This window comes from Shewanella halotolerans, from assembly GCF_019457535.1.
Classification (GTDB): domain Bacteria; phylum Pseudomonadota; class Gammaproteobacteria; order Enterobacterales; family Shewanellaceae; genus Shewanella; species Shewanella halotolerans.
This window is the reverse complement of record NZ_CP080417.1, coordinates 1575865-1600201: the sequence shown is the minus strand read 5'-3', so window position 1 is coordinate 1600201 and position 24337 is coordinate 1575865. Positions and strand designations below refer to the sequence as shown.

25 protein-coding genes are annotated in these 24337 nt (G+C 55.4%); 8 read left to right on the top strand and 17 right to left on the bottom strand.

What is annotated here, in order from left to right; all coding sequences use genetic code 11:
- Positions 1-104 precede the first annotated feature (104 nt).
- Entirely contained in the window at positions 105-1250 is a 1146-nt protein-coding gene (locus K0H81_RS06955; protein ID WP_220060362.1) for a glycerate kinase, read from the top strand.
- 251 nt (positions 1251-1501) lie between these two features.
- Entirely contained in the window at positions 1502-3142 is a 1641-nt protein-coding gene (gene panP, locus K0H81_RS06950) for a pyridoxal-dependent aspartate 1-decarboxylase PanP (protein WP_220060361.1), read from the top strand.
- A 40-nt stretch (positions 3143-3182) separates the two neighbouring features.
- On the opposite strand, the gene K0H81_RS06945 is transcribed toward panP, so the two are convergent.
- Positions 3183-3644, bottom strand: coding sequence for a thiol-disulfide oxidoreductase DCC family protein (locus K0H81_RS06945; RefSeq protein WP_220060360.1), 462 nt, complete (start codon positions 3642-3644; stop codon positions 3183-3185).
- A 302-nt stretch (positions 3645-3946) separates the two neighbouring features.
- On the opposite strand from K0H81_RS06945, the gene K0H81_RS06940 reads away from it, so the two are divergent.
- The 4 genes from K0H81_RS06940 to K0H81_RS06925 all read left to right on the top strand — a co-directional run bounded on the left by K0H81_RS06940 (position 3947) and on the right by K0H81_RS06925 (position 6730).
- Positions 3947-4885 (top strand): helix-turn-helix transcriptional regulator, encoded by a 939-nt coding sequence (locus K0H81_RS06940; protein ID WP_258406450.1) that lies wholly within the window; start codon positions 3947-3949, stop codon positions 4883-4885.
- Between the two features lie 215 nt (positions 4886-5100).
- Complete coding sequence (locus K0H81_RS06935) at positions 5101-5838, top strand: AzlC family ABC transporter permease (protein ID WP_220060807.1); 738 nt, start codon at positions 5101-5103, stop codon at positions 5836-5838.
- On the top strand, positions 5838-6140 hold the full coding sequence (locus K0H81_RS06930) for an AzlD domain-containing protein (protein ID WP_220060806.1): 303 nt from the start codon (positions 5838-5840) through the stop codon (positions 6138-6140). Before K0H81_RS06935 ends, K0H81_RS06930 begins: the two co-directional genes overlap by 1 nt.
- Before the next feature lie 278 nt (positions 6141-6418).
- Entirely contained in the window at positions 6419-6730 is a 312-nt protein-coding gene (locus K0H81_RS06925; protein ID WP_220060359.1) for an NIPSNAP family protein, read from the top strand.
- A gap of 24 nt (positions 6731-6754) precedes the next feature.
- Here the strand turns inward: K0H81_RS06925 and K0H81_RS06920 are convergent, their stop codons facing one another.
- The 6 genes from K0H81_RS06920 to K0H81_RS06895 all read right to left on the bottom strand — a co-directional run bounded on the left by K0H81_RS06920 (position 6755) and on the right by K0H81_RS06895 (position 12606).
- Positions 6755-7441 (bottom strand): helix-turn-helix transcriptional regulator, encoded by a 687-nt coding sequence (locus K0H81_RS06920; RefSeq protein WP_220060358.1) that lies wholly within the window; start codon positions 7439-7441, stop codon positions 6755-6757.
- Positions 7442-7542: 101 nt separating this feature from the next.
- Entirely contained in the window at positions 7543-8001 is a 459-nt protein-coding gene (locus K0H81_RS06915) for a GyrI-like domain-containing protein (RefSeq protein ID WP_220060357.1), read from the bottom strand.
- 156 nt (positions 8002-8157) lie between these two features.
- Positions 8158-8577: a VOC family protein gene (locus tag K0H81_RS06910; RefSeq protein ID WP_220060356.1), complete on the bottom strand. Its 420-nt coding sequence runs from the start codon at positions 8575-8577 to the stop codon at positions 8158-8160.
- A gap of 182 nt (positions 8578-8759) precedes the next feature.
- Positions 8760-10514, bottom strand: coding sequence for a phospho-sugar mutase (locus K0H81_RS06905; protein ID WP_220060355.1), 1755 nt, complete (start codon positions 10512-10514; stop codon positions 8760-8762).
- 232 nt (positions 10515-10746) lie between these two features.
- Positions 10747-11652: a GGDEF domain-containing protein gene (locus tag K0H81_RS06900; protein ID WP_220060354.1), complete on the bottom strand. Its 906-nt coding sequence runs from the start codon at positions 11650-11652 to the stop codon at positions 10747-10749.
- An 87-nt stretch (positions 11653-11739) separates the two neighbouring features.
- Entirely contained in the window at positions 11740-12606 is an 867-nt protein-coding gene (locus tag K0H81_RS06895; protein WP_258406409.1) for a substrate-binding periplasmic protein, read from the bottom strand.
- 307 nt (positions 12607-12913) lie between these two features.
- Between K0H81_RS06895 and K0H81_RS06890 the strand changes: the two genes are divergently transcribed.
- A complete protein-coding gene (locus K0H81_RS06890) occupies positions 12914-13786 on the top strand; it encodes an RluA family pseudouridine synthase (protein WP_220060352.1) in 873 nt (290 codons plus the stop codon).
- On the opposite strand, the gene K0H81_RS06885 is transcribed toward K0H81_RS06890, so the two are convergent.
- From K0H81_RS06885 to K0H81_RS06865, 5 genes are all read right to left on the bottom strand, one after another.
- Positions 13783-15768 (bottom strand): monovalent cation:proton antiporter-2 (CPA2) family protein, encoded by a 1986-nt coding sequence (locus tag K0H81_RS06885; RefSeq protein WP_220060351.1) that lies wholly within the window; start codon positions 15766-15768, stop codon positions 13783-13785. The two genes, K0H81_RS06890 and K0H81_RS06885, sit on opposite strands and share 4 nt — an antisense overlap.
- A gap of 5 nt (positions 15769-15773) precedes the next feature.
- Positions 15774-16391, bottom strand: a complete 618-nt coding sequence (locus K0H81_RS06880; RefSeq protein WP_220060350.1) for an NAD(P)H-dependent oxidoreductase — start codon at positions 16389-16391, stop codon at positions 15774-15776.
- Between the two features lie 144 nt (positions 16392-16535).
- Positions 16536-17120 (bottom strand): GNAT family N-acetyltransferase, encoded by a 585-nt coding sequence (locus K0H81_RS06875; protein ID WP_220060349.1) that lies wholly within the window; start codon positions 17118-17120, stop codon positions 16536-16538.
- Positions 17113-18078, bottom strand: a complete 966-nt coding sequence (metA, locus tag K0H81_RS06870) for a homoserine O-acetyltransferase MetA (protein WP_011866348.1) — start codon at positions 18076-18078, stop codon at positions 17113-17115. The genes K0H81_RS06875 and metA overlap by 8 nt, the downstream gene beginning before the upstream one ends.
- Positions 18079-18151: 73 nt before the next feature.
- Complete coding sequence (locus tag K0H81_RS06865) at positions 18152-18553, bottom strand: YbaY family lipoprotein (protein WP_144200423.1); 402 nt, start codon at positions 18551-18553, stop codon at positions 18152-18154.
- A gap of 118 nt (positions 18554-18671) precedes the next feature.
- Between K0H81_RS06865 and K0H81_RS06860 the strand changes: the two genes are divergently transcribed.
- Entirely contained in the window at positions 18672-19442 is a 771-nt protein-coding gene (locus K0H81_RS06860; RefSeq protein WP_220060348.1) for an SDR family NAD(P)-dependent oxidoreductase, read from the top strand.
- A gap of 81 nt (positions 19443-19523) precedes the next feature.
- On the opposite strand, the gene ompW is transcribed toward K0H81_RS06860, so the two are convergent.
- From ompW to K0H81_RS06835, 5 genes are all read right to left on the bottom strand, one after another.
- A complete protein-coding gene (gene ompW / locus K0H81_RS06855) occupies positions 19524-20165 on the bottom strand; it encodes an outer membrane protein OmpW (protein ID WP_011866351.1) in 642 nt (213 codons plus the stop codon).
- A 776-nt stretch (positions 20166-20941) separates the two neighbouring features.
- On the bottom strand, positions 20942-21151 hold the full coding sequence (locus K0H81_RS06850; protein WP_220060347.1) for a hypothetical protein: 210 nt from the start codon (positions 21149-21151) through the stop codon (positions 20942-20944).
- 248 nt (positions 21152-21399) lie between these two features.
- Complete coding sequence (locus K0H81_RS06845) at positions 21400-21792, bottom strand: YbaY family lipoprotein (protein ID WP_144200417.1); 393 nt, start codon at positions 21790-21792, stop codon at positions 21400-21402.
- Positions 21793-21820: 28 nt separating this feature from the next.
- Entirely contained in the window at positions 21821-22684 is an 864-nt protein-coding gene (gene tesB, locus K0H81_RS06840) for an acyl-CoA thioesterase II (RefSeq protein WP_144200415.1), read from the bottom strand.
- Positions 22685-23086: 402 nt separating this feature from the next.
- Positions 23087-24004 carry an SDR family NAD(P)-dependent oxidoreductase gene (locus K0H81_RS06835; RefSeq protein ID WP_220060805.1) on the bottom strand — a complete coding sequence of 306 codons (918 nt, stop codon included), beginning with the start codon at positions 24002-24004 and terminating at the stop codon, positions 23087-23089.
- Between the last annotated feature and the right edge of the window lie 333 nt (positions 24005-24337).

The following is a 24337-nucleotide window of genomic DNA, read 5'->3' as shown; positions in this document are numbered from 1 at the left end:
GCTAAACAAGCCGGCGCCATTGGCCTAAGCCTGGGCGCCGGACAACCAAGCTGATTTTTTCAGATTTTGTAATCTATTCACCCCTCTTCACACAGGAAGCCTGCATGAAAATAGTCATCGCGCCCGATTCATATAAAGAAAGTTTGAGCGCCATGGAAGTCGCCACCGAGATAGCCCGGGGGTTTTGTGAGGTGCTTCCCGACGCCGAATGTATCAAGCTGCCGGTCGCCGACGGCGGCGAAGGCACGGTGCAATCTATGGTGGATGCCACCGGCGGCAAATTAGTCGAGCTTAAGGTCACCGGCCCCCTGGGTAGTCAGGTGGATGCCCACTATGGCCTGTTGGGTCAGGAGACGCACGGGCAGCGCACCGCGGTGATTGAGATGGCCTCGGCCTCTGGGCTGCACCATGTGCCGAGTCTCTTACGTGACCCTTTAGTCACCACCAGCTATGGCACGGGCGAGCTTATCTGTCATGCCCTCAACAGCGGCGTCACCCATCTGATCCTCGGCCTTGGTGGCAGTGCCACCAACGACGGCGGCGCCGGCATGCTACAAGCCCTGGGCGCGCACCTGCTGGACAATGACGGTAAGCCCCTAAGGCCCGGCGGCGCCGCGCTTGAGCACCTGGCCAGTGTCGATATAGGCGAGCTGCATCCACGGCTTGCCCAGGTAGAAATTGAGGTCGCCTGCGATGTAGATAATCCACTGTGTGGCGACAAGGGGGCCTCGGCCATCTTCGGACCGCAAAAAGGCGCAGATGAGATCATGGTCGCCAGATTAGACAAGGCCCTTAGTCACTTCGCCGATATCACCGGCTCTGCTGGCCTCAATGAGTGCCGCGACATGCCGGGGGCGGGCGCCGCGGGCGGTATGGGCTTTGCCATGATGGCCTATCTGGGCGCCAAGCTAAGACCCGGCATAGATATTGTCATGGAAACGGTCAGGCTGAGCGAACATCTCAAGGGGGCGGATCTTGTCATCACGGGCGAAGGCCGCCTCGACAGCCAGACACTGCATGGCAAGACCCCCATGGGGGTCACACGCGAGGCCAATAAACAGGGAATTCCAGTTATCGCCATCGCCGGCTGCGTCAGCGAGGACGCCAATGTGCTGCTGGACCACGGCATAGACGCCCTGTTTTCCGTGACGCCTAGGGCCTTGCCGCTGGAGGAGGTGCTGGCCGGCGCCCGTTATAACCTCTATAGCTGCGCGGTTAATATCGCCCGCCTCTATCGTCTGGGACGTTAGCCGCCACTCTGATTTAACCTAAATGCCCTGACGCCACCTTGGCTCAGGGCTTTTGATTATCAGCTAACGGCTTTCATTTCGGCTAACGGCTTTCATTTCGGCTCAAGGCTGGTCTCTGATAAGCCAGTCACCCGCCAGCCATTTCACTTTTCCCCTTGATGCGGTATAAAGCTTACAGTAAAGTTAGCTCCCTTTTTCGATCGCCTGTTTTTTCTATTTCAAAACAGACACAAGTTAAGCGACGCGCCTCGATGACATCAAAACAGACACGACAAGCGACCGCCTCTGAAGAGGCCTTGATGCGTATTTTTACTCTGCCCGAGGCACCGAATTCGACCCTGGGTAAGATAGAAAAAAACCTGTCGGAAAACCTGATGGGATTCCTCAAAGAGAGCATAGTCGCGGTCGAGAAGCCACTGACCGAAATAGAAAAAGATTTCCAGGCCTACCAGATCCCTACAGCCCCCAGCTTCGTCTCCGACTATGCCGAGCAGATGATGCAGACCCTGATCGCCCACAGCGTGCACACCTCGGCTCCCAGCTTCATAGGTCATATGACCTCGGCCCTGCCCTATTTCGTGCTGCCGCTGTCGAAGATGATGGTGGGGCTCAACCAAAACCTGGTGAAGATAGAGACCTCCAAGGCCTTCACGCCGCTGGAGCGCCAGGTGCTGGGGATGATGCACCACATGGTCTATGGCCAGACAGAAGAGTTCTACCAGAGCTGGATGCACAGCGCCAGTCACTCACTGGGCGCCTTCTGCTCCGGCGGCACGGTCGCCAACATCACGGCGCTGTGGATCGCCCGTAACCGCCTGCTAAAGCCGGATGGCGACTTCAAGGGCGTGGCCCAATCTGGATTGATGGGGGCACTGCGCCACTACGGCTATGACGATCTGGCCATTCTGGTATCAACTCGAGGTCACTACTCCCTCGGCAAGGCCGCGGATCTCCTAGGCATAGGCCGCGACAACATCATCAGCGTGCCCTGTGCCAGCGACAACAAGGTAGATGTGGCCAAGATGCGCGAGGCGGCCGAGCAGTTAGCCAAGCAGAACATCAAAGTAATGGCGATTGTCGGCGTGGCCGGCACCACGGAGACAGGTAACATAGACCCGCTCGATGAGCTTGCTGATCTCGCCGAGCAGCTGGGTTGTCATTTCCATGTGGACGCCGCCTGGGGTGGCGCCAGCCTGCTGTCGAACAAGTATCGCCAGCTGTTAGCCGGCATAGAGCGCGCCGACTCAGTCACTATCGATGCCCACAAGCAGATGTACGTGCCCATGGGCGCAGGCATGGTGCTGTTTAAAGACCCGGAATTTGCCAACGCCATCAAACACCACGCCGAATATATTCTGCGTAAGGGCTCTAAAGATCTGGGTAGTCAGACGCTGGAGGGCTCGCGCCCCGGCATGGCCATGCTGGTGCATGCCTGCTTACAGATCATCGGCCGCGACGGCTACGAGATCTTAATTAACAACAGCCTGGAGAAGGCGCGTTACTTCGGTGAGCTGATTGCCGCCCAGGACGATTTTCAGCTGGTCTCCAGGCCTGAGCTCTGCCTACTGACCTACCGCTATGTGCCCGCCAAGGTGCAGGCGCTGCTCACCGAGGCGGTCGCAGCCGGTGACGCGGCCAGGGTGAGCGAGATCAACACACTGCTGGACGGCCTGACCAAGTTTATTCAGAAGCGCCAACGCGAGCAGGGAAAATCCTTCGTCTCCCGTACCCGCATCATTCCGGCCAATAACCTGGATCAGACCTCTGTGGTGTTCCGCGTGGTACTGGCCAACCCATTGACCAGCAATGAGATCTTGCAGCAGGTATTGGATGAGCAGCGCGACATAGCCAAGCTAGACGACCGCTTCCTACCTAAGCTGCTGGCCCTCTAGTTTTTCAACAGCTCAATCTAGAAAGTGCAATCGAGCACGCTCACTCGATAAATCGGCCCCTGTCTACCTTAGATGGCAGGGCGCAGGCTCTGCGGCCAAAGAGGCGATAACGCCGATTGGCTACATGGCGATAACTCCAGTCTCGCAGGCCCCTGGGCAGTACTTTCAATACCTTTAACAGGGGCCAGAGGCCATCGAGTTGACTTGCCACCGCCAGCGCCGCCTCGCTCTGGGCTAACACGCCCTGCTCATCGAGCAGATAGAAGCTGCTGAGATCCTCAAGGTCCACGTTTATACCGCGATCTGCCAACAGCCGCTGGGCCGTCTCGCTCTGAATCGAGGCGAATTTGAAATGCTGACGCCTGTCGCACCTGACGATGAAACGCACCGCGCCGTGGCACAGGTTACAGCTGCCATCGAAGATCACTAAGGGAAAGGAGTCGCCCTGCTCGGCCCTGTTTTCAATGTTAGTGGGTTGATTGTTAATTCGCTGACTCTTCATTTTTGCCGTTTTCTCGACTTTCGACTCACAACGTTCTCGGCTCTCGACTCGCTTCCCAAGCTATCAGCTCTCGGCGCTTGGAAAGCCTTTGCGCTCGCCTCTCACCTGAGTGTACCACCCAAGTCGCCATAATCTGCTTTAGTCGATTTCAAACAGAGGCCAATTTTGTACAAAAACAGTCAACTCATTTAGGCTATGATGGCTAAGAGCCGATACAAACCAGTGACGAACCAGAACTATTGAGTACTAACCACTGAGCATAGGCCTCTCGACGCGAGTATAAAGTGATAGCCCAAACCCCCATGAAGTCACCAGCAACTGAGTCAACAACCAAGCATGCCGCTGCTCCCCAAAGTCTCGGCCGTAAATCGGCAAAGGCCCAAACGAAAGCCCGAGAAAAGCAGCAGACAAAAGAGCAGGCCAACTTCAGCCTGGCAAAGGAGCTGGGCGGCATAGAGCTACTGGATGCCAGTTACCATCAGCAAAATTTCTCACGCCATTGCCATGAGGGCTATACGGTGGGCGTTATCGAAACCGGCGCCCAGCGTTTCTATCGCACCGGCGGCGATCACACGGCGCCGCAGCACAGTATCATATTGGTGAACGCAGATGAGGTGCATAACGGCCGCTCGGCCACAGACTTTGGCTGGTCCTATCGCGCCATGTATCCCCTGCCGCAGCAGTTTGCCAGGGTCCATGATGAGCTAGGCGGTAAGGCTGGCGACGCGCCCTATTTTCCCGAGCCAGTGGTGCACGACAAGCCACTGGCTGAGCTGTTACGCCTCACCTTCGACACATTAAGTCGCTCTGATCATGCACTGCTGCGTGAGAGCCTCATCTACACCAGCCTGGCACGCCTGATGTCCCGCCATGGCGCCAGTCGCCCGGTCGAGAAGTCGCTGCGACCCACGGCGCAGCTGGCACTGGTAAAGCAATTTCTGGATGATATGCCGGCCGCCGATGTCTCCCTCGATGCCCTGGCCAAGCTGGCGGGGCTCAGCCCCTTCTATCTGATCAAGCAGTTCCAGCGCCAGTATGGTCTGCCACCCCACGCCTACCAGATCCAGGGGCGTATTCGATTGGCCAAACAGATGATCCGCCAGGGATCCAAGCTGCTGGAGGTGGCGCTGGCCTGTGGTTTTCACGATCAGAGTCACCTCAATCGTCACTTTAAACGCGCCATGGGCGTCACCCCGGGCCAGTATGCCAGAGAGGTCGAAGCCAGTAGGCCAAGAGGCTAGTAGCCCAATCGGTAAGGCAAAACAGGAAAAAACAGCGCAACAATGTACAAGCCAGGTGCGCCCTTTTCTAGTAAGGTCGAATAATTCCTCAATTAAAACCAGCTAAGATGACACGCGAACCTCAACCAGACTCGAAAAAGCCTTTGCCCAACTCGGCCGCCGAAAGCCCAGATGCAGGAAGCCCAGATGCAAACAGCGCTAATACCGAAAACGCTATGCTCAACAACGAAAGCCTAGGTAACGAAAGAATAGGCAATGCATCACCAATGCGTGCGGCGCTCAAGGGAGCGCTGGCCATCTCGCCCCTGACACTGGCAGTCGTTCCCTGGGGCATACTCGCAGGTTCTTTTGCCATAGACGCCGGGCTCACGCCATTGCAAAGCCAGGCCATGTCGGCGCTGGTCTTCGCCGGTGCAGCGCAGCTGGTGGCGCTTGGGATGATTAAGGCGGGGATTGGCCTTGCCAGCATATTAATCACCACCTTGCTGATCACCTCACGCCACCTGCTCTATGGCATGGCGATGCGCCCGCAGATCAGCCCACTGCCACTTAAGTGGCGACTCACCCTGGGCTTTCTGCTCACCGACGAGCTGTTTGCCATCGCCAATCTGGGGAAGCAACGCAGCCTGGATCCCTGGTTCGCCTTCGGCGGCGGCTTTAGCTTCTATCTGGGGTGGAACCTGGCCACGGCAATGGGGATAACCCTGGGCCATAAGATAGAGAATTTGGACGCCTTGGGGCTGGATTTCGCCATCGCCGCTACCTTCATCGCCATTGTGGTGCCAGCGGTGAAACGCCCCTCAATCCTGGTGTGTGTGCTGGTCGCCATGGTGGCCAGTGTGGTGTGCGCCCTGATGGAGCTGCAGGCGGGGCTGCTTATCGCCTCTTTGACTGGCATGGCCAGCGGCCAGCTCTATGCCAAACTCAGCGGTGAATCCTGGAGGCAGGCATGATGATCTGGCTTACTATGCTCGCCATGACGGCGGTGATCTTCCTCAGTCGTTATCTGTTTCTCGAGCCAAAACTGCCACTGCGCCTGAGTAAAAATACCTTGCAGTTTCTTGGGTATTCGGCGCCTGCGGTGCTAACCGCCATCGCCGCTCCCATACTCTTCGTGCGCGACCAGCAGCTGGCGTTCACATTCGATAACAGCTACCTCATCTGCGGCTTGGTAGCCGTGTTACTGGCCTATTTTACCCGCAACACACTGCTGACCGTGCTGGTGAGTATGGCGCTGTTTTTCATCATACATTAGGGCCTATTGAGCTTTGCTGTTTGTTTTTGCAGCAGTTTGAAGGAAATTATTACAAGGCAGAGCCTGTGTCGTGTAGTTATTCTACACAAACTGGCGATAACGCCGTAAAAATGGCCTACAAACGCTGCCCAAAGGGTTCATCTAAATGCGCCCTGCACTTTGTTGTTCGCAATTCACATAGGGTAACTATGCTTCATTGCTGTCGCCTCGCGCAAAACGCGTTTAGATTGAACAAAAATCAAACTTGAAAGATCAACAGGCCCTAAGGAGAAATTAAGATGGCGGTAACCTGTCACGTGAAATACATCATCGACCCGGATAAGCAGGATATGTTTGAGCACTATGCCAGGCTCTGGCTGCCTTTGATGGCCAAGTTTGGCGGGCAACATCACGGTTATTTCCTGCCCAGCGAGGGGGCCAACGATGTCGCCCTGGCGCTATTTAGCTTTCCGTCACTGGCCAGCTACGAGCAATACCGCGAGGCCTCTGTGCATGACAAAGAATGTATCGCCGCCTTCGAGTACGCCAAGCAGCACAAGTTTATCCGCCGCTATGAGCGCAGCTTCATGCGCCCGCTGCTGCCGGAATAATTTTATATACCGATGGAAAGACCGCTAACACTCGCCATGCTGCGCCTGCATCATGGCGATATAGTCTGGCATCTCCTGGCCCGGCGTGTGGGGGAAATGGCTGGCGAGTGGCAAGACGCCCACGATGCGATCGACCCGAAAGTTACGAAAATCACCGCGCAGCTCGCACCAGGCAAGTAGTGTCCAGACCCCTTGCCAGTAATAGAGCGCGAGGGGGCGAACCTGGCGCTCGCTACTGCTTTGCTTCACGTCTTGATAGCTCAATAAAATATATTCTCGCTCCCTGGACGTCCTGCGCAGCAGGTCGAGAAAGGAAAACAGCTGCCCGTCGCTGTAAAAGTCGGGGGCAAACATCAGGGATTGATAGGCCTTAAGCCGCTCGGGCAACACGGCCTCGACCTTGATCATCGCCTGCTTGGCAGCGCTGGCCAGCTCGTGGCCCCCCTGGGCCTGCACCATACGCATGCCCACCTGTATCGCCTCCAGCTCCTGCTCGTTAAACATCAGAGGCGGTACATTCACCTCCTGGCGCAGCAGATAGCCGACGCCGGCCTCCCCTTCGATGGGGATCCCCGACAGGCAGAGATCCTGAATATCCCGGTAGATGGTACGGCTAGAGACCTCGAGTCGCTCCGCCAGCTGCTTGGCCGTGGTGATGCGTCTGTGTCTGAGAATTTGTACGATTTGAAATAGGCGATCGGCGCGGCGCATGACTTACCTGAATTGGCCGCCCCTTGGACGGCCCGTGGTGACTATGACTGGACCTTGCTAATATCCCGAATTAACTAGACTTTGGCTAGACCTATATCTATCTAAACTTCGACGTGGACGCCGATATAGATATCTACGCTGTCAGGCTGGGCGTAGCACTCAAAATCGGTCAGATACTGGCGACGATAGGGGCAATCGGGGCGCTGAAAATAGGCCCAGATCTGCTGCCAGAGTGAAATAACCGCCTGGGGCATCTCTCCTGTGGCGCTGAAACAGAGGTAGTTACCGCCCTCCAAGGTGAGCGGCGTTAACTTGTCGTCATGCTCAATGGTGCCCGCCTCGACCGCCGTCATCAGGTTATAGTCGCCATCCATGTCGCTGGCATAGTCATAGTAGATCCCATACACAGGCAACTTACCGAAGATCTGCTCGCCATACTGCCCCATGAAGGCCTGCCAGAGGGGGGCGATTTTTTGCGTCGCCGCTTCAGACTCGGCTCCATTGTTGGTACGAACACTCATGCCGACCAGTGACTTGGGGGCGAGGTTTATCGTCTTCATCTCAATTCCTTCTGTTATATCCTTTGCATTGCCTAGGTAACTTACATTGCTTGCATAGCTTGAATTACATAGCTTGCAAGCGCCGCGGCGCTTGCGTTTACCCTATCAGCTGTAGCTAATGAGTCAGAACTTTAAATGCGCTGGGACATGAGTCCACTAGCCTTTCAGACTCGGTGCCCAGAGGCCGACACGATTGCCTTCGCTATCGACGATGACACAACTATAGCCGCACTCCCCTTCCTTGATAGCCATGGCAGGCAAAGCGATTTCGACATCATTTTGCTCCAACCTTTCAACCAGGGGGGCCAGGTGATCGCTAAGGTGTAGATAGAGGATGCTGCCGGCTCCACTTGGGCGCATCATATCATGTTTTACCAAGGCGATGCTGGCCGCCTGGGGCGCCTCAGTCTCTAGTATGGCCATCTCCATGCCAAACATCTGCTCATCGCGAAAACGCACCCCGAACTGAGTCTGATAGAAGGCCTTGGCCCGCGCCATATTCTCGACGGCGATCTCGCCCCAGACTAAAGGTGCCTGCTGTAAAGGTGCCTGGTGTAACACTTGCTGTTCTTGCATCTTGCTCTCCTTAATTGGCCGAATGCGACGCTCAACCCTGAGCGTCTCCCTCACTCGACCAGTAAGAAGAGCTTAACGCCCCCCTACTGACAGCCTAGTGTCAGTAGGCTGGCAATCGGTTAACAAACCATGACTCGACTCCAGGCATTAGGCGCCAGGCGTTAGGCGTTAGGCGTTAGGCGTTAGGCGTTAGGCAAGCCAGCCTGATGCCGGGTGACAAATTCCGCCATCGCGGCCTCGGCGCGGCGCTGCACATCCGCAAGCCCCTCCTGCTCGCCAAAGGGCTCGACCACCTCGTAGTAGCACTTCACCTTAGGCTCAGTGCCCGAGGGGCGTACGATCACCCTGGCATTGCCCTCGAGGCGATAGATAAGCACGTCACTGCGAGGCAGGTCGATCGTCTCTTCACGGCCATCGGCAAAGCGGCGTAGCCCCAGGCTGATGTCATCCACAGACACCAGGGCCCGTCCGGCAATCTCGCTGGGGTTGAGCGCCCTTAGCTGCTCGCCTATGGTGGGCGCACCTGCCTCGCCGCTCAGCGCGATACTCACCTGACGGTTGAGATAATAGCCATATTGACGATAGATGGTCTCCAGCCTGTCCCACAGAGTCTCCCCTTTGGCAGCCAGCTCAGCTGTGAGCTGCACGAAGGCAACCAAGGCTGATAGACCATCCTTGTCCCACACCATGCTGCCGACCGTGTAGCCGAGCGCCTCTTCGTAGGCGAACAGGAAGCGATTATCCTCAGTCTGTTTGCTCATGCCGACATTGGTCAGCCACTTGAAGCCTGTGAGTGTGGTCTCGCACTGGGCGCCACACGCCTCACTGATGCGGGTCAGCAGACTGGAGGAGACTATGGTGCAGCAAAGCAAACGTTGATCATCACTGGCGTGGGAGAGCAGATAATGGCCCAGCAAGACCCCCACCTGATCTCCGGTCAGCATCTGATAGGCCTCGGTGGAGGGCATCTCTGGCCTAGCGCCGGGTTTACGCACCGCCACCGCGAAACGGTCGGCGTCAGGATCGTTGGCACAGGCCAGCATGGCACCATGCTTGTGAGCCTCGGCCATCACAAGATCCATGGCGCCTGCCTCTTCGGGGTTGGGGAAGTTCACCGTGGGAAAGTCACCGTCTGGCTCACGCTGGGCCGCGACCGAATAGACCTGTGTAACCCCGATATCCTTCAGCAGGGTCTCGGCCATCTCGGCGCCGACCCCGTGCATGGCGGTGTAGGCCAGGCTCACCAACTCGGGACGAGCGGGGCTTTGCAGCACGCCTGCGTTTAACACGCCCTGACGATAGGCCTGATAGTAATCCTCCTCGAGCATCACCAGCTTACCTGTCTCCACCGCCGTTTCCGGCGGCAACATATCCACCGGTGAGTTGGCCGCCAGCTCGATACGCGCCGCGATGCCGGTATCATGGGGCGGAATGATCTGCGCGCCATTACCCCAGTAAACCTTATAGCCATTGTACTGCGGCGGGTTGTGACTGGCGGTCACCACTATGCCGGCCGCCGCCCCCAGATGCAGAACGCCGAAGGCCACCAGAGGGGTCGGCGCCACCTTGCTGGTGAGGAACACCTTGAAGCCAGCGGCGGTAAGCACGCTGGCGGCGTCCTCGGCAAACTGCTTGGAGTCGTGACGGCCATCGTAGCCGATGACAACGCCGCGACTCACTGCATTTTCCACCTGAGCCTTGAGGTATTCGGCGACCCCCTTGGAGGTCTGCTGCACCACCAGACGGTTCATCCGCATGGGACCTGCGCCTACCACGCCGCGAATGCCCGCGGTACCAAAGGTGAGACGGCCGGCGAATCTTGCCGCCAGCTCCTCCTGCGCCCCCTGATCGACCAGGGCCAAAATCTCGGTGCGACTCTTGGCGTCACTATCGAGACTCAACCAATGTTTTATCCTTGCCTGTATCTGTGTTTGCATAATGCCTCCGCTGCACCAGTTTCCCTTAACAGTATGTCTGCCTGAAGGGGTTAACAAGTGAATTTGCATTAAAGATTCATTATATAAACTATAGAAGAAACACCCGGATGCCCCAATTGAGGTGACCTGTTTCAAGCGCTAAATAGCGATCAAAGAGGGGGCCTCCCCCTAGATGGTCGCCAGCGCCAGAATGAGCGCGTCGATAGAGGAGGTAAAACGCCTTAGCGAAAGCCTAAGGGATATAACTCAGCTGATTCTTACCCTGGTCTTTAGCCTGATACAGGGCCATATCGGCGCGCCTTAAAGTATCCTGGTAAGAGGTATCACCCGCCTTGATCCCCGTCATCCCCAGGCTGATGGTGGCCAGTAGCTCATCTTCGGCCAGGGCAGATAAGGCGTGATTGAAGCTCTGATGCAGCGCCTCGACCATGGCCATCGCCTGGGTCGGCTGCAGGCCCGGCAAAACCACCACAAACTCATCGCCACCGAAGCGGTAGGCATAGTCTGTCTTACGGAACTCGCGGCGGCAGATCTCGGCCACGGCCAGGATGTTCTCATCCCCCTTGTGGTGGCCCTTAGTGTCGTTGATCTGTTTCAGGTTATCGATATCCAGCATCAATATGGTGGTTGGCATCCCCTGTTCGCTGAAGTTGTCGAAATGCAGGGCAAAGTCACGCTCGAGACGGCGACGATTATAAAGGCCTGTCAGCTGGTCCGTATCGCTCAGTTCCCTGAGCCTTAACTCCAGCTCGTGGCGCTTAGAGATATTACTGGCGACCCAGAGCACCACCTCTTCGCCGTCGACGCGAAAATCCAGCGCCTGAATTCGTCCCTCGAACCAGATGGGCGCCACCGGCCCCTCGTCGGGCAGCCCCTTCACATCCTTGTTGCTCAGCTCATACTCTTCGATCAACAGGCGGCGGGTTGAGAGTGCCCTATCTATGGTCTGCAGAAACCAGGCGGCCTTGGCGGGCTTGATCACCTCATGGAGGTAGGCACCTATGAGGCCACGACCATCGTGATAGTAGCGCGCATCGCTGCCGCCGAAGACGGCCACATATTTGCCGCTACTGGACAAAATAAACGCCGGATCCGGCAGTGCCTCAAGCACGGCGACCATCTGCTCATTTGCGATCATAACCACCCCATCAATGCAGCCTGACTCACTCTCATTAAACCCTATTTGACGCCAAATAGACAAGAATAGCCAGACAAATCAATATACTTAATCGAACCACAATTCAGGTTCGCTGAGCAGGTTCTTACTGGTCTGCGACAAAAATGGATTATCCAGGCGAAACACACGTCGCTCGGTCAGCCTAGCCCGCCCCAGCATACCTTCTGTGATGGCATGATGATAAAAAAGTTCATCGAAGCTGCCATCGTTCAAGGCCGCACGCAGGCCATATTCGATCCGCTCCGCCAGCGCCAGATTGTCAGGGCTGACGAAGAAATAGAGGGGCGCGGGATAGACGATGACAAACTGAGTATCCACAATCAGATTTGGTCTGTCGGCAATCTCGTCCCAAGGCTCATGGAGTGCCCGCAGAAAATAGTCGAAGCGACCCTTCTCAAGCATGGTCAACAAGCTGTGGGCCGCGCCCCTGACCAAGGTAAAGCCCTGGCGCTGCAAGATATCGCTGTCTGGCCAGTCGCTACCCTGGCCAACGGGGATCCTCTGGAGCTCTTCTATCTGGGTAATGTTGGCGAAACGGGCCTCATCTTCGGTGCGTATGATGGCGATACGATGGCCCATCAGCCCCTTGAGCAGGGGAAAGTAAACCGCGCGCAGCTGACGCTCCCGGCTGATGCTGGTCATGGTCCACACCACTTCCAACTTGCCCTGTTCCACCAGCTTGATGGTGCGCCCCTGGGGCATATCCATCTCCACCGGCACCAGGCGATAGTCGCCATATTGATCTTGGCTCTTCTCCATGGCCAGGCGTAGCAGATCGATATAGTAACTCTGTTTGGGATCGACGAAATGGGTCGACAGGTTGTAGCGCACCTCGGTCACCTCGGCCCGCGCCGCATTTGCCGTTATTAGACAGACGATTATGAAACAGGTCGTTATGAGAAAAGCAGTAAACAAGCAGGACTTTCTCAGACAAACGAATGTCTTGCACACCATCGCACTTTGCACCATCTCGCTCCTCCCTGATCCCACTGCCTTGAGTATAGCAGTCGATGCTGAAGTAGAGAGCAGAGGGAGAGAGCCGAGAGCAGATCTTAACCAATGACAACAAGGCCAAGCGTTGGGGGCCGCAAAGGGGGCAAAATAGTGTAAACTGACGGTGTTTTTCACCCAAGATCTCACTCGAATCTAAAACTAAGTCTATAAAAACTAAGCCTATAAAAGCTAAGCCTTAGAAGATAAGCACCTAGAAGATAAGCCTGCCATGCAACCAGACTCCAAGCTAAACCCTATCGAACATCACCTCAATGTCAGCCAGACAGAGACGGACGCCTGCACCCTGCTGGCCAAGGCGAGCCAGCTCTCCAAGCAGGAGATTAAACAGGCGATGGCCAAGGGCGCCGTGTGGCTCACGAGGGGCAAATACACTCAGCGTCTACGCCGGGCCAAGAAACCGCTTAAGCTTGGGGATCAGCTGCACCTCTACTACAACCCTAAGGTACTGGCTCAGCAGGTAGAGGATGCCCAGCTAATTCTGGATAAGGGCGAATACAGTATCTGGTACAAGCCCTACGCCATGTTGTGTCAGGGCTCAAAATGGAGCGATCACACCACCATCAACCGCTTCGTCGAGACTCATCTCACACCCCAGCGCCCCGCCTTTATCATCCACCGTCTGGACAGGGCGGCGACGGGATTGGTGCTCATAGGGCACAGCAAAACGATTACGGCGGCGCTCGCGGCCCAGTTCGAGCATCGCGAGCTGGATAAACAATACAGGGTGATCGTCAAGGGGGAGTTTCCCAAGGCCACGCGCACCATCACCACTGAGGTGGACGGCAAGCCGGCGTGCTCCCACGCCAGCCTGGTGGAATACGACAGCGAGCTGGATATGTCCCTGGTGCAGGTAAAGATAGAGACGGGCCGCAAGCATCAGATCCGCATCCACATGGCCAGCATAGGCTTTCCCGTGGTGGGTGACAGACAACATGGCGGCGCCGAAACGGGCGATGTGAATCTGCAGCTCACCGCCTGCTTTTTGGATTTCACCTGCCCCCTAAGTAAGCAGCCACTACATGTGGCACTCCCCGAGGCGCTGCAGCCTAGCCTAGGAGCGCTTAAGGCTAAAGCGGCTTAAGGCTTGAGCTGCTCATCACCAGGCGATGGCAAAGGTTCTTCGACACGCTTGACGGTTAGGGGCTCATCGCCGTCCAGTAGCTCGTCATAGCCCTTGGGCGGCGGCGTCCAACCCCGATCGCTCATGGCATACTTGTCGTTTCTATCCCTGGCCATGGCGGCCTTGATGGTCTCTTCCAGCTCGATAAACAGCTTGCGATAGTTGTTATCGAATCGCTCACCGCTGCTGTCATCTTTCCAGGCGCCATAGAGCATATCGGAGCTACGCTTCTCGATGCGTTTAAAGGTGTTCTTCTGCTGCTCCACATGGAAGGGGTGAAAGCCGAGACACTTCATGGCGTCGGCCCCTAGCTCAAGGGCCGACAGCAGGGTCTCCTTCTGGATGAAGTCGGCGCCGGCATCCCGCAGCAGATAGGCATGACCGCGGTCGAACGCCCGGGCAAGCACCTTAACCTTGGGATAGGTATGCTTAACATACTTCACCAGCTCCACCGCGCTGTCGCGATTATCCATGGCCACCACCAACAGGGAGGCCTCCTCTATCCCCGCCGTATGCAGCAGGTCCGGGCGGGTCGCATCACCAAAATAACTCTTCACATTGATGCGCCGCAGCATATCCACCTGGCTAATCTGATGATCCAGCACCACAGTCTTGATGCCGTTGGCACTGAGCAGGCGATTGATCACCTGTCCGAAACGACCTACACCTGCGATGATCACGCTGCCGTGCTCATCTATGGTGTCCGCCTCGCGATCTGCCTTGGCGCTGCGATACCTGGGCTCAATAAAACGCTCGAACAGAATAAACAGCCCTGGGGTCAGCATCATGCTCAGGGCCACCACCAATGAGAGCTTCTGCGCCAGCTCACTTGGCAGCACATGATTTTGCACGGTGAAACTGAGCAGCACGAAACCAAACTCCCCCGCCTGGGCCAGACTGAGGGCGAACAGCCAGCGATCGCTTTTGCCTATCTTGAACACTGGGGTGATCAGCAAGAGCACCAAGGCCTTAAGCACTATTATCCCCAGGGTCAGTCCCAGGATGAGGCCGAGATCCTGCCACAGTATGCCAAAATCGATACCGGCACCGACTGTGATGAAGAAGAGCCCCAACAGCAGCCCCTTGAAGGGGTCGATATTGGACTCAAGTTCATGGCGAAACTCACTGTTGGCCAACACCACGCCCGCCAAAAAGGTGCCCAGAGCCGGCGAAAGCCCCACCAGGCTCATCAGGGCAGCGATACCTATCACCAACATCAGCGCGGTGGCAGTAAAGATCTCCCTCACCCCGGATGAGGCCACGAAACGAAACAGGGGACGGCTCAGGTAGTGGCCGCCCACCACTAAGATGGCGATAGCCGCGACGATCACTATGGCATAGGCCCAGGGCGGCAAGCCGGCCACCAGGCTTATCTCTTCGTGCTTGGTCGCCACCTGAGTCGCCGCCTGCTGCGCCTGCTCCACCAGCTCAGGCAGGGCCAACAATGGGATAAAGGCCAGCATGGGGATCACGGCGATATCTTGAAACAGCAACACAGAGAAGGCGTTGCGGCCACCATCGGTACGATTAAGTCCCTTCTCGTTAAAGGTTTGCAACACGATCGCCGTCGATGAGAGGGCGAAGATAAGGCCTATGGTAAAGGCGATGCTCCACCGCACCTCGAAATAAAGCGCAATGGCCGCCACGGCGGCCGTGGTCAGCGTAAGCTGCAATCCACCCAGGCCCATCAGGCGGTTCCGCATGGCCCACAGTATCTTAGGTTCGAGCTCGAGTCCCACCACAAACAGCATCATCACCACACCGAACTCGGCAAAGTGCTGAATGACCGAGGTCTCCTCCCCCACCAGGCCGATAACTGGCCCAATCACCACCCCGGCGATCAGATAGCCAAGCACCGAACCCAGGCCAAACCGCCTGGCCAGGGGCACGGCAATCACGGCGGCAACCAGATAGATAAAGGCTTGCAGGAAATAGTTGGTCATGGCGCTTACCCCGTGATGATCTGATCAAGATGGCCGTTTAACCTCTCAAGCTTGGCAGCCAGACGGCGATTGAGCTTACCCGCCACCAGGGCGGTGAGCAGCTCGCGCCACTCCTCAAGGTGCTGCGCCATCAGGCCATCCTCGACGGCGGTGCGGGCACCAAACAGGGCGAACGGCGGCAGATAGCGCATACCGGTAAGGCTGGCGGTCTGCTCCAGCGGCGCCAGCAGCTGTCTCAGGGTGAAATGATTATAGCCCTCGGCCTGATAGGCCTCCTCCTTGCCCCCGGCTGTGATGGCGCAGAAGAAGCGCTTACCCTTGAGTGCATTGCCATCCGTGCCATAGGCAAAGCCATATTCCAGCACCAGGTCTTGCCACTCCTTCAGGATGGCGGGCGTGGAATACCAGTAGAGGGGAAACTGAAAGATCACCACATCATGGGCCAGCAGGCGCTGCTGCTCGCGCTCGATGTCGATATCAAATTCGGGATACTCGCCATAGAGATCCACAGTGGTGACACCGGGTACCGTCTTGGCCAGTTCAAACAGGGGCAGATTAACTTCAGATCTGTGTTGGGAAGGATGCGCCAATAACAGGAGTACGGCTTGTTGTGGCTCTGACATGAGGATCCATTCTCGAGGGTGACGCGTCGGGTGAATACCGGGCGCTAGGTCTAGATAAAATAGCGCCTAACACCTTGTTCTTCAAGCGCCGCCAGCGCGACTCCATGCAATTTCTCCCATCTAACCTGTTATGTGCCAGAGCTGTTATTTGCAAGAGCTGCTAGGCCCCGAGGGCTTAGCAAGGTTTTTGGGGGTGCGATAGAGGTAAAGACGAACTCCGTCATCCTCGTAGCAGTCTACTTGCTCCATACCCGCCTTCTCCAACACTCGGCTGGAGGCGATGTTTTCCACCATCACCTCGGCATAAACGCAGGCTATGCCTAATGTCTCTCTGGCGTAATGCAGACAGGCGGTAACGGCCTCGGTGGCCAGCCCCTTACCCCAATACTCGGGCAGCATGCGATAGCCGATATCCACCCCGCCCTGCCCGCGGTTGAGCAGCGGCTCATACTTGACGCCGCAGAAGCCGATAAGCTCATTGCTCTGCTTATGGATCAGCGCGTAGCGGGCATAGCCTGGGGCCCGATAACCTGCGAGCCAATACTTCTCTATGACATGCCTGGCATCATCCAGGCTCTTGATATCATCGCCATCGCCGGTATAGCGCACCACCTCTGGGTTCGAGGCGAAACGGTACACCGCCTCGGCATCTTGCAGCACAAACTGGCGCATGATGAGCCTGGGCGTCTCGATCAGAGTAGGCGCTACGCCCGCACCCGCTTTAGTCATTGTCCTCGGCATCCTTGTACTCATGCTCCCAGGGGGTGATAGCGCTCATATCATGGAGATCATAGGGGGTCAGCTGGTAGACATAATAGTTGAGCCAATTGCTGACCAAGAGGCTGCCGTGACCATGCCAGCGGGCGACTGGCGCCTGACTGGGGTCATCGCCGCGAAAATAGTTTTTCGGCACTCTCGGGTTAAGGCCTTCGGCGAGATCTCGTTGATACTCGTCCTTCAAGGTGGATTTCTGATATTCGGGGTGGCCCATCACAAACAGGTTGCGGTTATTGCGGCTCAGCACCAGGTAGGCGCCCGCCTCGTCGGACTCGGCCAGTACCTGCAACTCCTTATGGGCCTTGAGATCGGCTACTTCCATCTCGGCAAAGCGGGAATGGGGCGCGAAGAACTCATCGTCGAAGCCCCGTAGCAGCGGAAAATGTTTATGGGTGCGCTGATGATTAAACACCCCGGAGCGCTTGGCCGAGAGCAGCTTACGTTGCAGGCCATAGAGGTGATACAAAGCCGCGTGGGCCGCCCAGCAGAGAAACAGTACTGAGGTCACATGGTGCTGGGACCAGTCGATGATCTCGCGAATATGATCCCAGTAGGTTACCTCTTCGAACTCTATCTGCCCCAGCGGCGCGCCCGTGATGATCAGGCCATCGTAATTTTTATGGCGCACCGCCTCGAAATCACGATAGAAGTTGTTCATATGATCGATTGAGGTGTGCTTGGAGACCTTGTCGTGGATGCGCAGCAGATCCACATCCACCTGCAAGGGGGTATTACCCAAGAGGCGAAGCAGCTGAGTCTCAGTCTCTATCTTGTTTGGCATCAGGTTGAGGATCAGCACCTTCATGGGTCTGATATCCTGATTAGCCGCCCGGGTCTCGGACATGACAAAGATATTTTCTGATTCGAGAATTTCCGCCGCTGGCAGATTATCGGGAATTTTTACCGGCATACCGCGCCTCTTTCGACCTGGTTAACAGAGCCCCACAATAGGCTAGGTGTCGCAAGCGGCGCGGTGTCTCGCCTTAACCGCCGACGCGCTGCACTAGCACAGAGATAGGCGCGCTATCGCCTAAATCTATGGGGTAGGATTGAGTATTGATAAACATCAGCTTGCCATCCAGGGTGATCTTGGCGCCCACGCTATAGGTGTGTCCCGCCTCGAACTGATCCCTTGGGATGACAAAACCAAAGGGTGCAGGTGTGGTCACATCGTCACGCTCCAAGGCCGCTAACACCACGGCAGGCGCATCCATCTTAGACACGTCCTGGATCTGCACCGACAGCACAGCCTGGGGTGGTAAGGCGATTCGCTCCTTAAACCAAACCTCCCCCTGGATCTCCACGCTGGCATTAGGGGTTGCACAAGCCGTCAACAGGCCCGCACTCATCGCCACTGCCGCTAGGGGTTTTAACCATCTGTTCATACTCTTGCTCCTAATCATACATCAAGACTTCTGGATGTCCATATGTCTATACTATAAATCTTGTTCTCTATCAGAGATCTTCATATCATAGGCGAACCATTTATTGAGAAATAGCCTCATGTCTCAAGCTACTGCAATAATTGTGGGCGCCAGCTCACTCGTTAGCCGTGAAATTGCCAAACAACTTGCCGAGCAAGGCGTCGAACTGGCCTTGCTGGCACAAGATACCGAATCCCTTATGGAATTTTCTCAGTCTCTGCCTACCCAGGTCAGCCTACATGAGCTGGCAATAGAGAGACCAAAGGATATCATCGCCACCCTGGAAAGCGTCTGGCAGCAACTGGGCGGCGCCCATCTGGTGATCGTCAATACCGGCCTCAATGGCTACGACGCCTCCCTCCCCTGGCAACTGGAACAGGATATCATTACCGTCAATGTGCAGGGCTACAGTGCCATATGCAATACGGCATTCAGACTATTTGTCGAGCAGGGCTATGGCCAGCTTGCCGCCATTAACTCCATCGCCGGACTGAGAGGCGGCCCAAGCGTGGCCTATCATGCCTCCAAGGCCTATGCCAGCAGTTACCTCGAAGGACTGAGCATGCATGCCCAGCGCCTCAAGCTGCCGATCACCATTAGCGATCTTCAACTCGGGCTACTGGACAAGGCGGCCATGCAGCAGAGCCGTCTGTGGCTATCACCGCCCCATGAGGTGGCACGCCAGGCACTCAAGGCGATGCAGAAAGGTAAGCGCCGCGCCTACATCACCAAGCGTTGGCGTCTGGTGGCCTGGTTAACCAAGCTGCTGCCGGAGTTTATCTACAACACCCGCCACTGGCGTACCAAGGAAGAACGCAAGGCGGCCAGAGCGGCCAAGAAGGCGCAATAGGCCAAAGAGAGCAGAAAGTTAAAAAGCAGACATGAAAAAAGGAGCCGATTGGCTCCTTTTTCTTTTCGATATTTAGCGAGATTAGAAGGTGTAACCTACGCTCACCATGTAAACCCAAGGGTCGATATCGGTTTCGATGCTAACCGCTTGACCGGCAAGCTTGAAGTTCACATCGGTATTGATCTTGGCGTACCACACAGAGGCGTTAACCAACCAATTCTTGTTCACTTGATAGTCGATACCCGCTTGCGCCGCTAAGCCCCATGAGTTGCTTAGGCTAAGGTCGGTCAATGCACCATCGAGGTCATTGGTAAATTCACTGTCGAAGAAGTTAGTGAAGTTCACACCGGCACCGATATAAGGACGCAGCTTAGAATCGGCCGAACCAAAGTAATACTGAGCCACTAAGGTAGGTGGCAGGTGTTTGGTCTCGGCAATCTTTCCAACGCCTTTTAGCGATACATCATGGCTAAAAGGGGTTGCGGCCAACAACTCGATACCAATGTTGTCGGTCAGCATGTAACCGAAGTTCAGACCCAGCTGGGTATTGCTGCTGATGTTGAATTCGCCAAAACCAGCAACGTCTTCGCTCGACTCATTAGGGGCAACAACAACACCACCGGCACGAACGATGATGTCACCAGCTTGGTGAGCAGAAGCGGCAAATCCAGTAGACAGTAGGGCGGCAGCGATCAGACCTGAAACGATAGTTTTTTTCATCATACTACTCCATTAATACAACAGTTAACGTTGTTTTTATTATCAAAATCCTTACATTTGCGCGTATCCTGCCAGATAGACACTAAGAAGTTATTGATCCAAATCAATAAGCCAGAGTAATACCCCTTTTTGTATAGCCTGGCGCGATCCAGATCACAGCAAACAAACAAATATTGACAATACCCCTTTAATTTCCGTGACCCATATCCGCATCGATCACTTGTTGATCAACCAAGGCGAACTCCGTCAAATTCAATTATTAACAAACTGACAACACAACATGAATTGGCGCTGAATTTAAGCATACACCTCAAAAAAAGTGCTGATGGAAACTCTGCTAACAGGGGGAAGTGAGCAAGCGATAACGACCTAGAGACGCACAACAAACTTGGCAGATATGGCTTGTTGGGGTTAGCGCATCAAGCTGACCGGGCAACTCTGATAAGCCGGGGCAACTTTAACAAGGCCTGGACCGTGCAAGGAATATGACGTTAGGAATACGACGCTAGAAATAAGACACTAATAACTAGAGGCGCCTGTTTTCACAGATCCCTGATGGCAAAGCTAAGGTGGCCCTTTTTTGATGACACACTCTAGATGCCAAGCTCAAGAAGCCACGCTCGAGATGACACGCTTGAGATGCCACTATCTAGATGACACGCATAAGATAACGAACCTCAGATAACAATCCCTAGCTGACCCGCCTAAGATAACAAAATTAAGGCGGCTAGGCAGAGAGACCAGGCTTGAGACTATAAACGCGAACTGACTCGACTCGGCTAACCTGCCGAAGAGATAGCGAATGTGAGACACAGCATCGCCAGGCTAAGCAGTACCAGGCTGGCAAACAGGGGCTCCTGAGCTTCAGGATGCTGCCAACTAGCATGCTGCCGACTATTATGCTGCTCACGCTTGTCTTGAGATCCAGTGCCCTGCTCTTCGGCGCCGGGCAAGCTACCTATGAGATGATGACTGCCGATAAACTGCATCTGCTCTTCCTTGATTTGTTATTATTATCACCTCACCCTATTGGATAAAATATATTTAATCAAGGGTCATATGAGGTCACCTGGCTGAGATTTACTCAAGTTAATACACACGGGACAAAGACGACGCGCCACAAGTGGAGATAACTTGGAGCAAAAATCGGAATATAAAATAGTGGAAAATAGAGCATAAAAAAGGAGCCCTTAGGCTCCCTTATCTGTTCGTTAACTGCTTGGCTTATTTGACCTGCTTATTTGACCAGCTTCATCACCACTTCAGTGGTGTACTTGCCGTTGTTGATCACTGGGAACCTATCGTAGGTCTGGAAGATCACCTTACCCTGATACTGGATCATGGCGACCACACCATAGTTGACGTTCTTGTCTATGGTCTCGCGGGCGAAGGCAAACTTAAAGGGCACAGGCGCCCTGGCGATATCGAAGCTCTTCTGGGCGATGATGGCACCCGGGGTGTCGAGATCGATCACCGCAATGGTAATGCTACAGCCTTGCGGCAGGTTAACCTTCTCCAGATAACCGGCGGCGCCGTTGACGAATATCGGTGGCTCGGGCTCTACCGTCACACAACCCGCCAACATAATAAGCATCAAAGACGCCAGTATGGCTTTCATTTTCATCTTCATCACATTCAACCTTTCACTCACTGTTCGTTTATCCCTGTGTTAATCGAATCAAGCCTTCCTGGGTCGCCGAGGCCACCAGCTCACCACTCTGGGTGTAAAACTCGCCACGCACAAAGCCACGGCCGCCACCGGCATTAGGGCTATCTATGCTATAAAGCAGCCACTGGCTGAGATCCAGCGGACGGTGGAACCACATGGCGTGATCTATGGTGGCCATGCGCATGCCCGGGGTCAAGAAAGAGACGCCGTGGGGCTGCGCCGCCGTCACCAGGAAATTAAAGTCTGAGGCGTAGGCCAGCAGATACTCATGCACCGAGAGATCCTTGGGCACCTTGCCATTGGCACGGATCCATACATGCCTGATGGGCTCGCTCTGGTTGGGTTCCATAGGATTGCATGGGTTAACCAGGCGCATCTCAAGCGGCGAGTCCGCCATAAACTTCTCCAGCACCTTGCGAGGCACCTTGTCCCTCAGGGTCGAGGCCAGCTCCTGCTGATTCAGCAAGCCCTCAGGACCCGGCACATCCGGCATCTGGCTCTGGTGATTTAGCCCTTGCTCCGGCTTCTGGAAGGAGCAAGTCATGTAGAAGATGGGTCTGCCCTTCTGAATCGCCTTCACCCGGCGGGCGCTAAAGCTGCCGCCGTCGCGCATATTCTCCACGTCATAGACTATGGGTTGTTTCTCATCACCGGCGCGCAGAAAATAGGAGTGGAAGGAGTGTACCTGACGTTCGCTGTCGACGGTTTGCGCCGCAGCGCTCAGGGCCTGGCCCATGACCTGTCCGCCAAACACGTGGCCGAAGCCCAGATCTTGGCTCTGACCTCGATAGAGGCCTACCTCTATCTGTTCCAGCGATAAAAGGGATAACAGATCATCTAACACCTGACTCATGCAACCTCACCGATAACTCATCAATATTGGTCGTCAAGCTTACCTTAGATTCCCCTTATCTTGCTAGGACCTGTTGATCTTTGCCGTTTGTTTTTGCAGCAGTTTGAAGGTGATTTATACAAGGCAGAGCCTGTGCCGTGAAGTATCCTACACAAACTGGCGATAACACCGTAGAAATGGCCTACAAACGCTGCCCAAAGGGTTCACCTAAACGCGCGCTGCACTTTGTTGTTCGCCATTCACATAGAGTAACTATGCTTCATGGCTCTCGCCTCGCGCAAAACGCGTTTAGATTGAACAAAAATTAAACTTGGAAGATTAACAGGCCCTAGGGCAGTTAAACTTTCCTAGTGGTTCCTGCGGCAATTTGTCACTGACTCGTCATCTATTCGTTATCTGGGCCTACTCTATATCCACGTGGTGCTCGGCGGCGCTGCGCCTCGCCCAGGCGGTCACCTGCTCTTCGCCGGACTCATGAAAATGATAGGGCTGTGCCCGGTAAAGCTCATCCCAGCGCTGGGCGATCACCTCGGGCTTGCAGCCATCTTCCACAATCCGCAGCGGCTGAAACTCGACAAACATCCCATGGCTTACGCTACCGGCCGCGGCCAACAGGTGTTGGCCACTACAGGCATGAGAGGAACAGAGATAGAGTAGCGTGGCATTAACAGACGAGGTGCTAAACAGCGGCTTCACCAAAGGGCTGAGATGATGCGCCGTCATGGCGGTTAAGGCCTGAGGCACCAGGGTATTGACCGAGATGTTGTAGTCGCGCCCCTCCTTTGCCAGGCTGTTGACCAGGCCGACAAGCGCCATCTTGCTCGTGCTGTAGGGGGTTTCATGCATGTCACCATAGAGGCCGCTGGCTCCCGCCGTCATGACGATACGGCCATAGTTTTGCCGTTTCATCTGCGGCCACACCAACTTGGTCAGATGGAAACTGCCGTTGAGATCCACATCCAGTTGCCGTTGCCATTGCTCGAAACTCAGGCTATCGAAGGAGACAGGCGTGTGGATGCCGGCGTTATTGATGGCGATATCTATGCGACCCCAGCGCTTGAGGACAGTCTCAATCGCGCTCTTTAGGGCCTGACTGTCGGTGACGTCTAACTGGAAGCTCAGGCAGTCGGCGCCCAGTTCGGCGAGGGTACGGGCGGTCTTGTTGAGGCCGGCGCCGGCATAACTCTGGCAGCGACTATCGCCGCAGCCCGAATCGATAATGGCCAAGCGCGCCCCGCGCTCGGCTAAGGCGATCGCGTAGGCTCGTCCTAAGCCAGCCCCCGCTCCTGTGACGACAGCAACCTGTTCATCAAAACGCATCATCCTGATCCTTGTCTATCGCCGCCGAAAGTCCTATTTAAGCCAAGTGCTAAATTTATAAAACCTATATAAATTAATTAGATAAGCTTAAAGCATTTCCAGCAGAATCCCACAGTCAGACAGCTATAACAGCACATGTCTGACAAGAGTTCTTTGAGGCTGGCAACAGATTTGACTGAAATAGGTGACAAAGATGTGCGCCGCGTCAAAAATACACAAATTTTTAACAAGGCGTTTAAGCTTTATTAAAGGCCCTGAGTATTAGGCTAAGGCTCCCTGAAAAATAAAACGAGACTGTTCACATAATGCTAATGCAAGCGCTTCATCGACTTG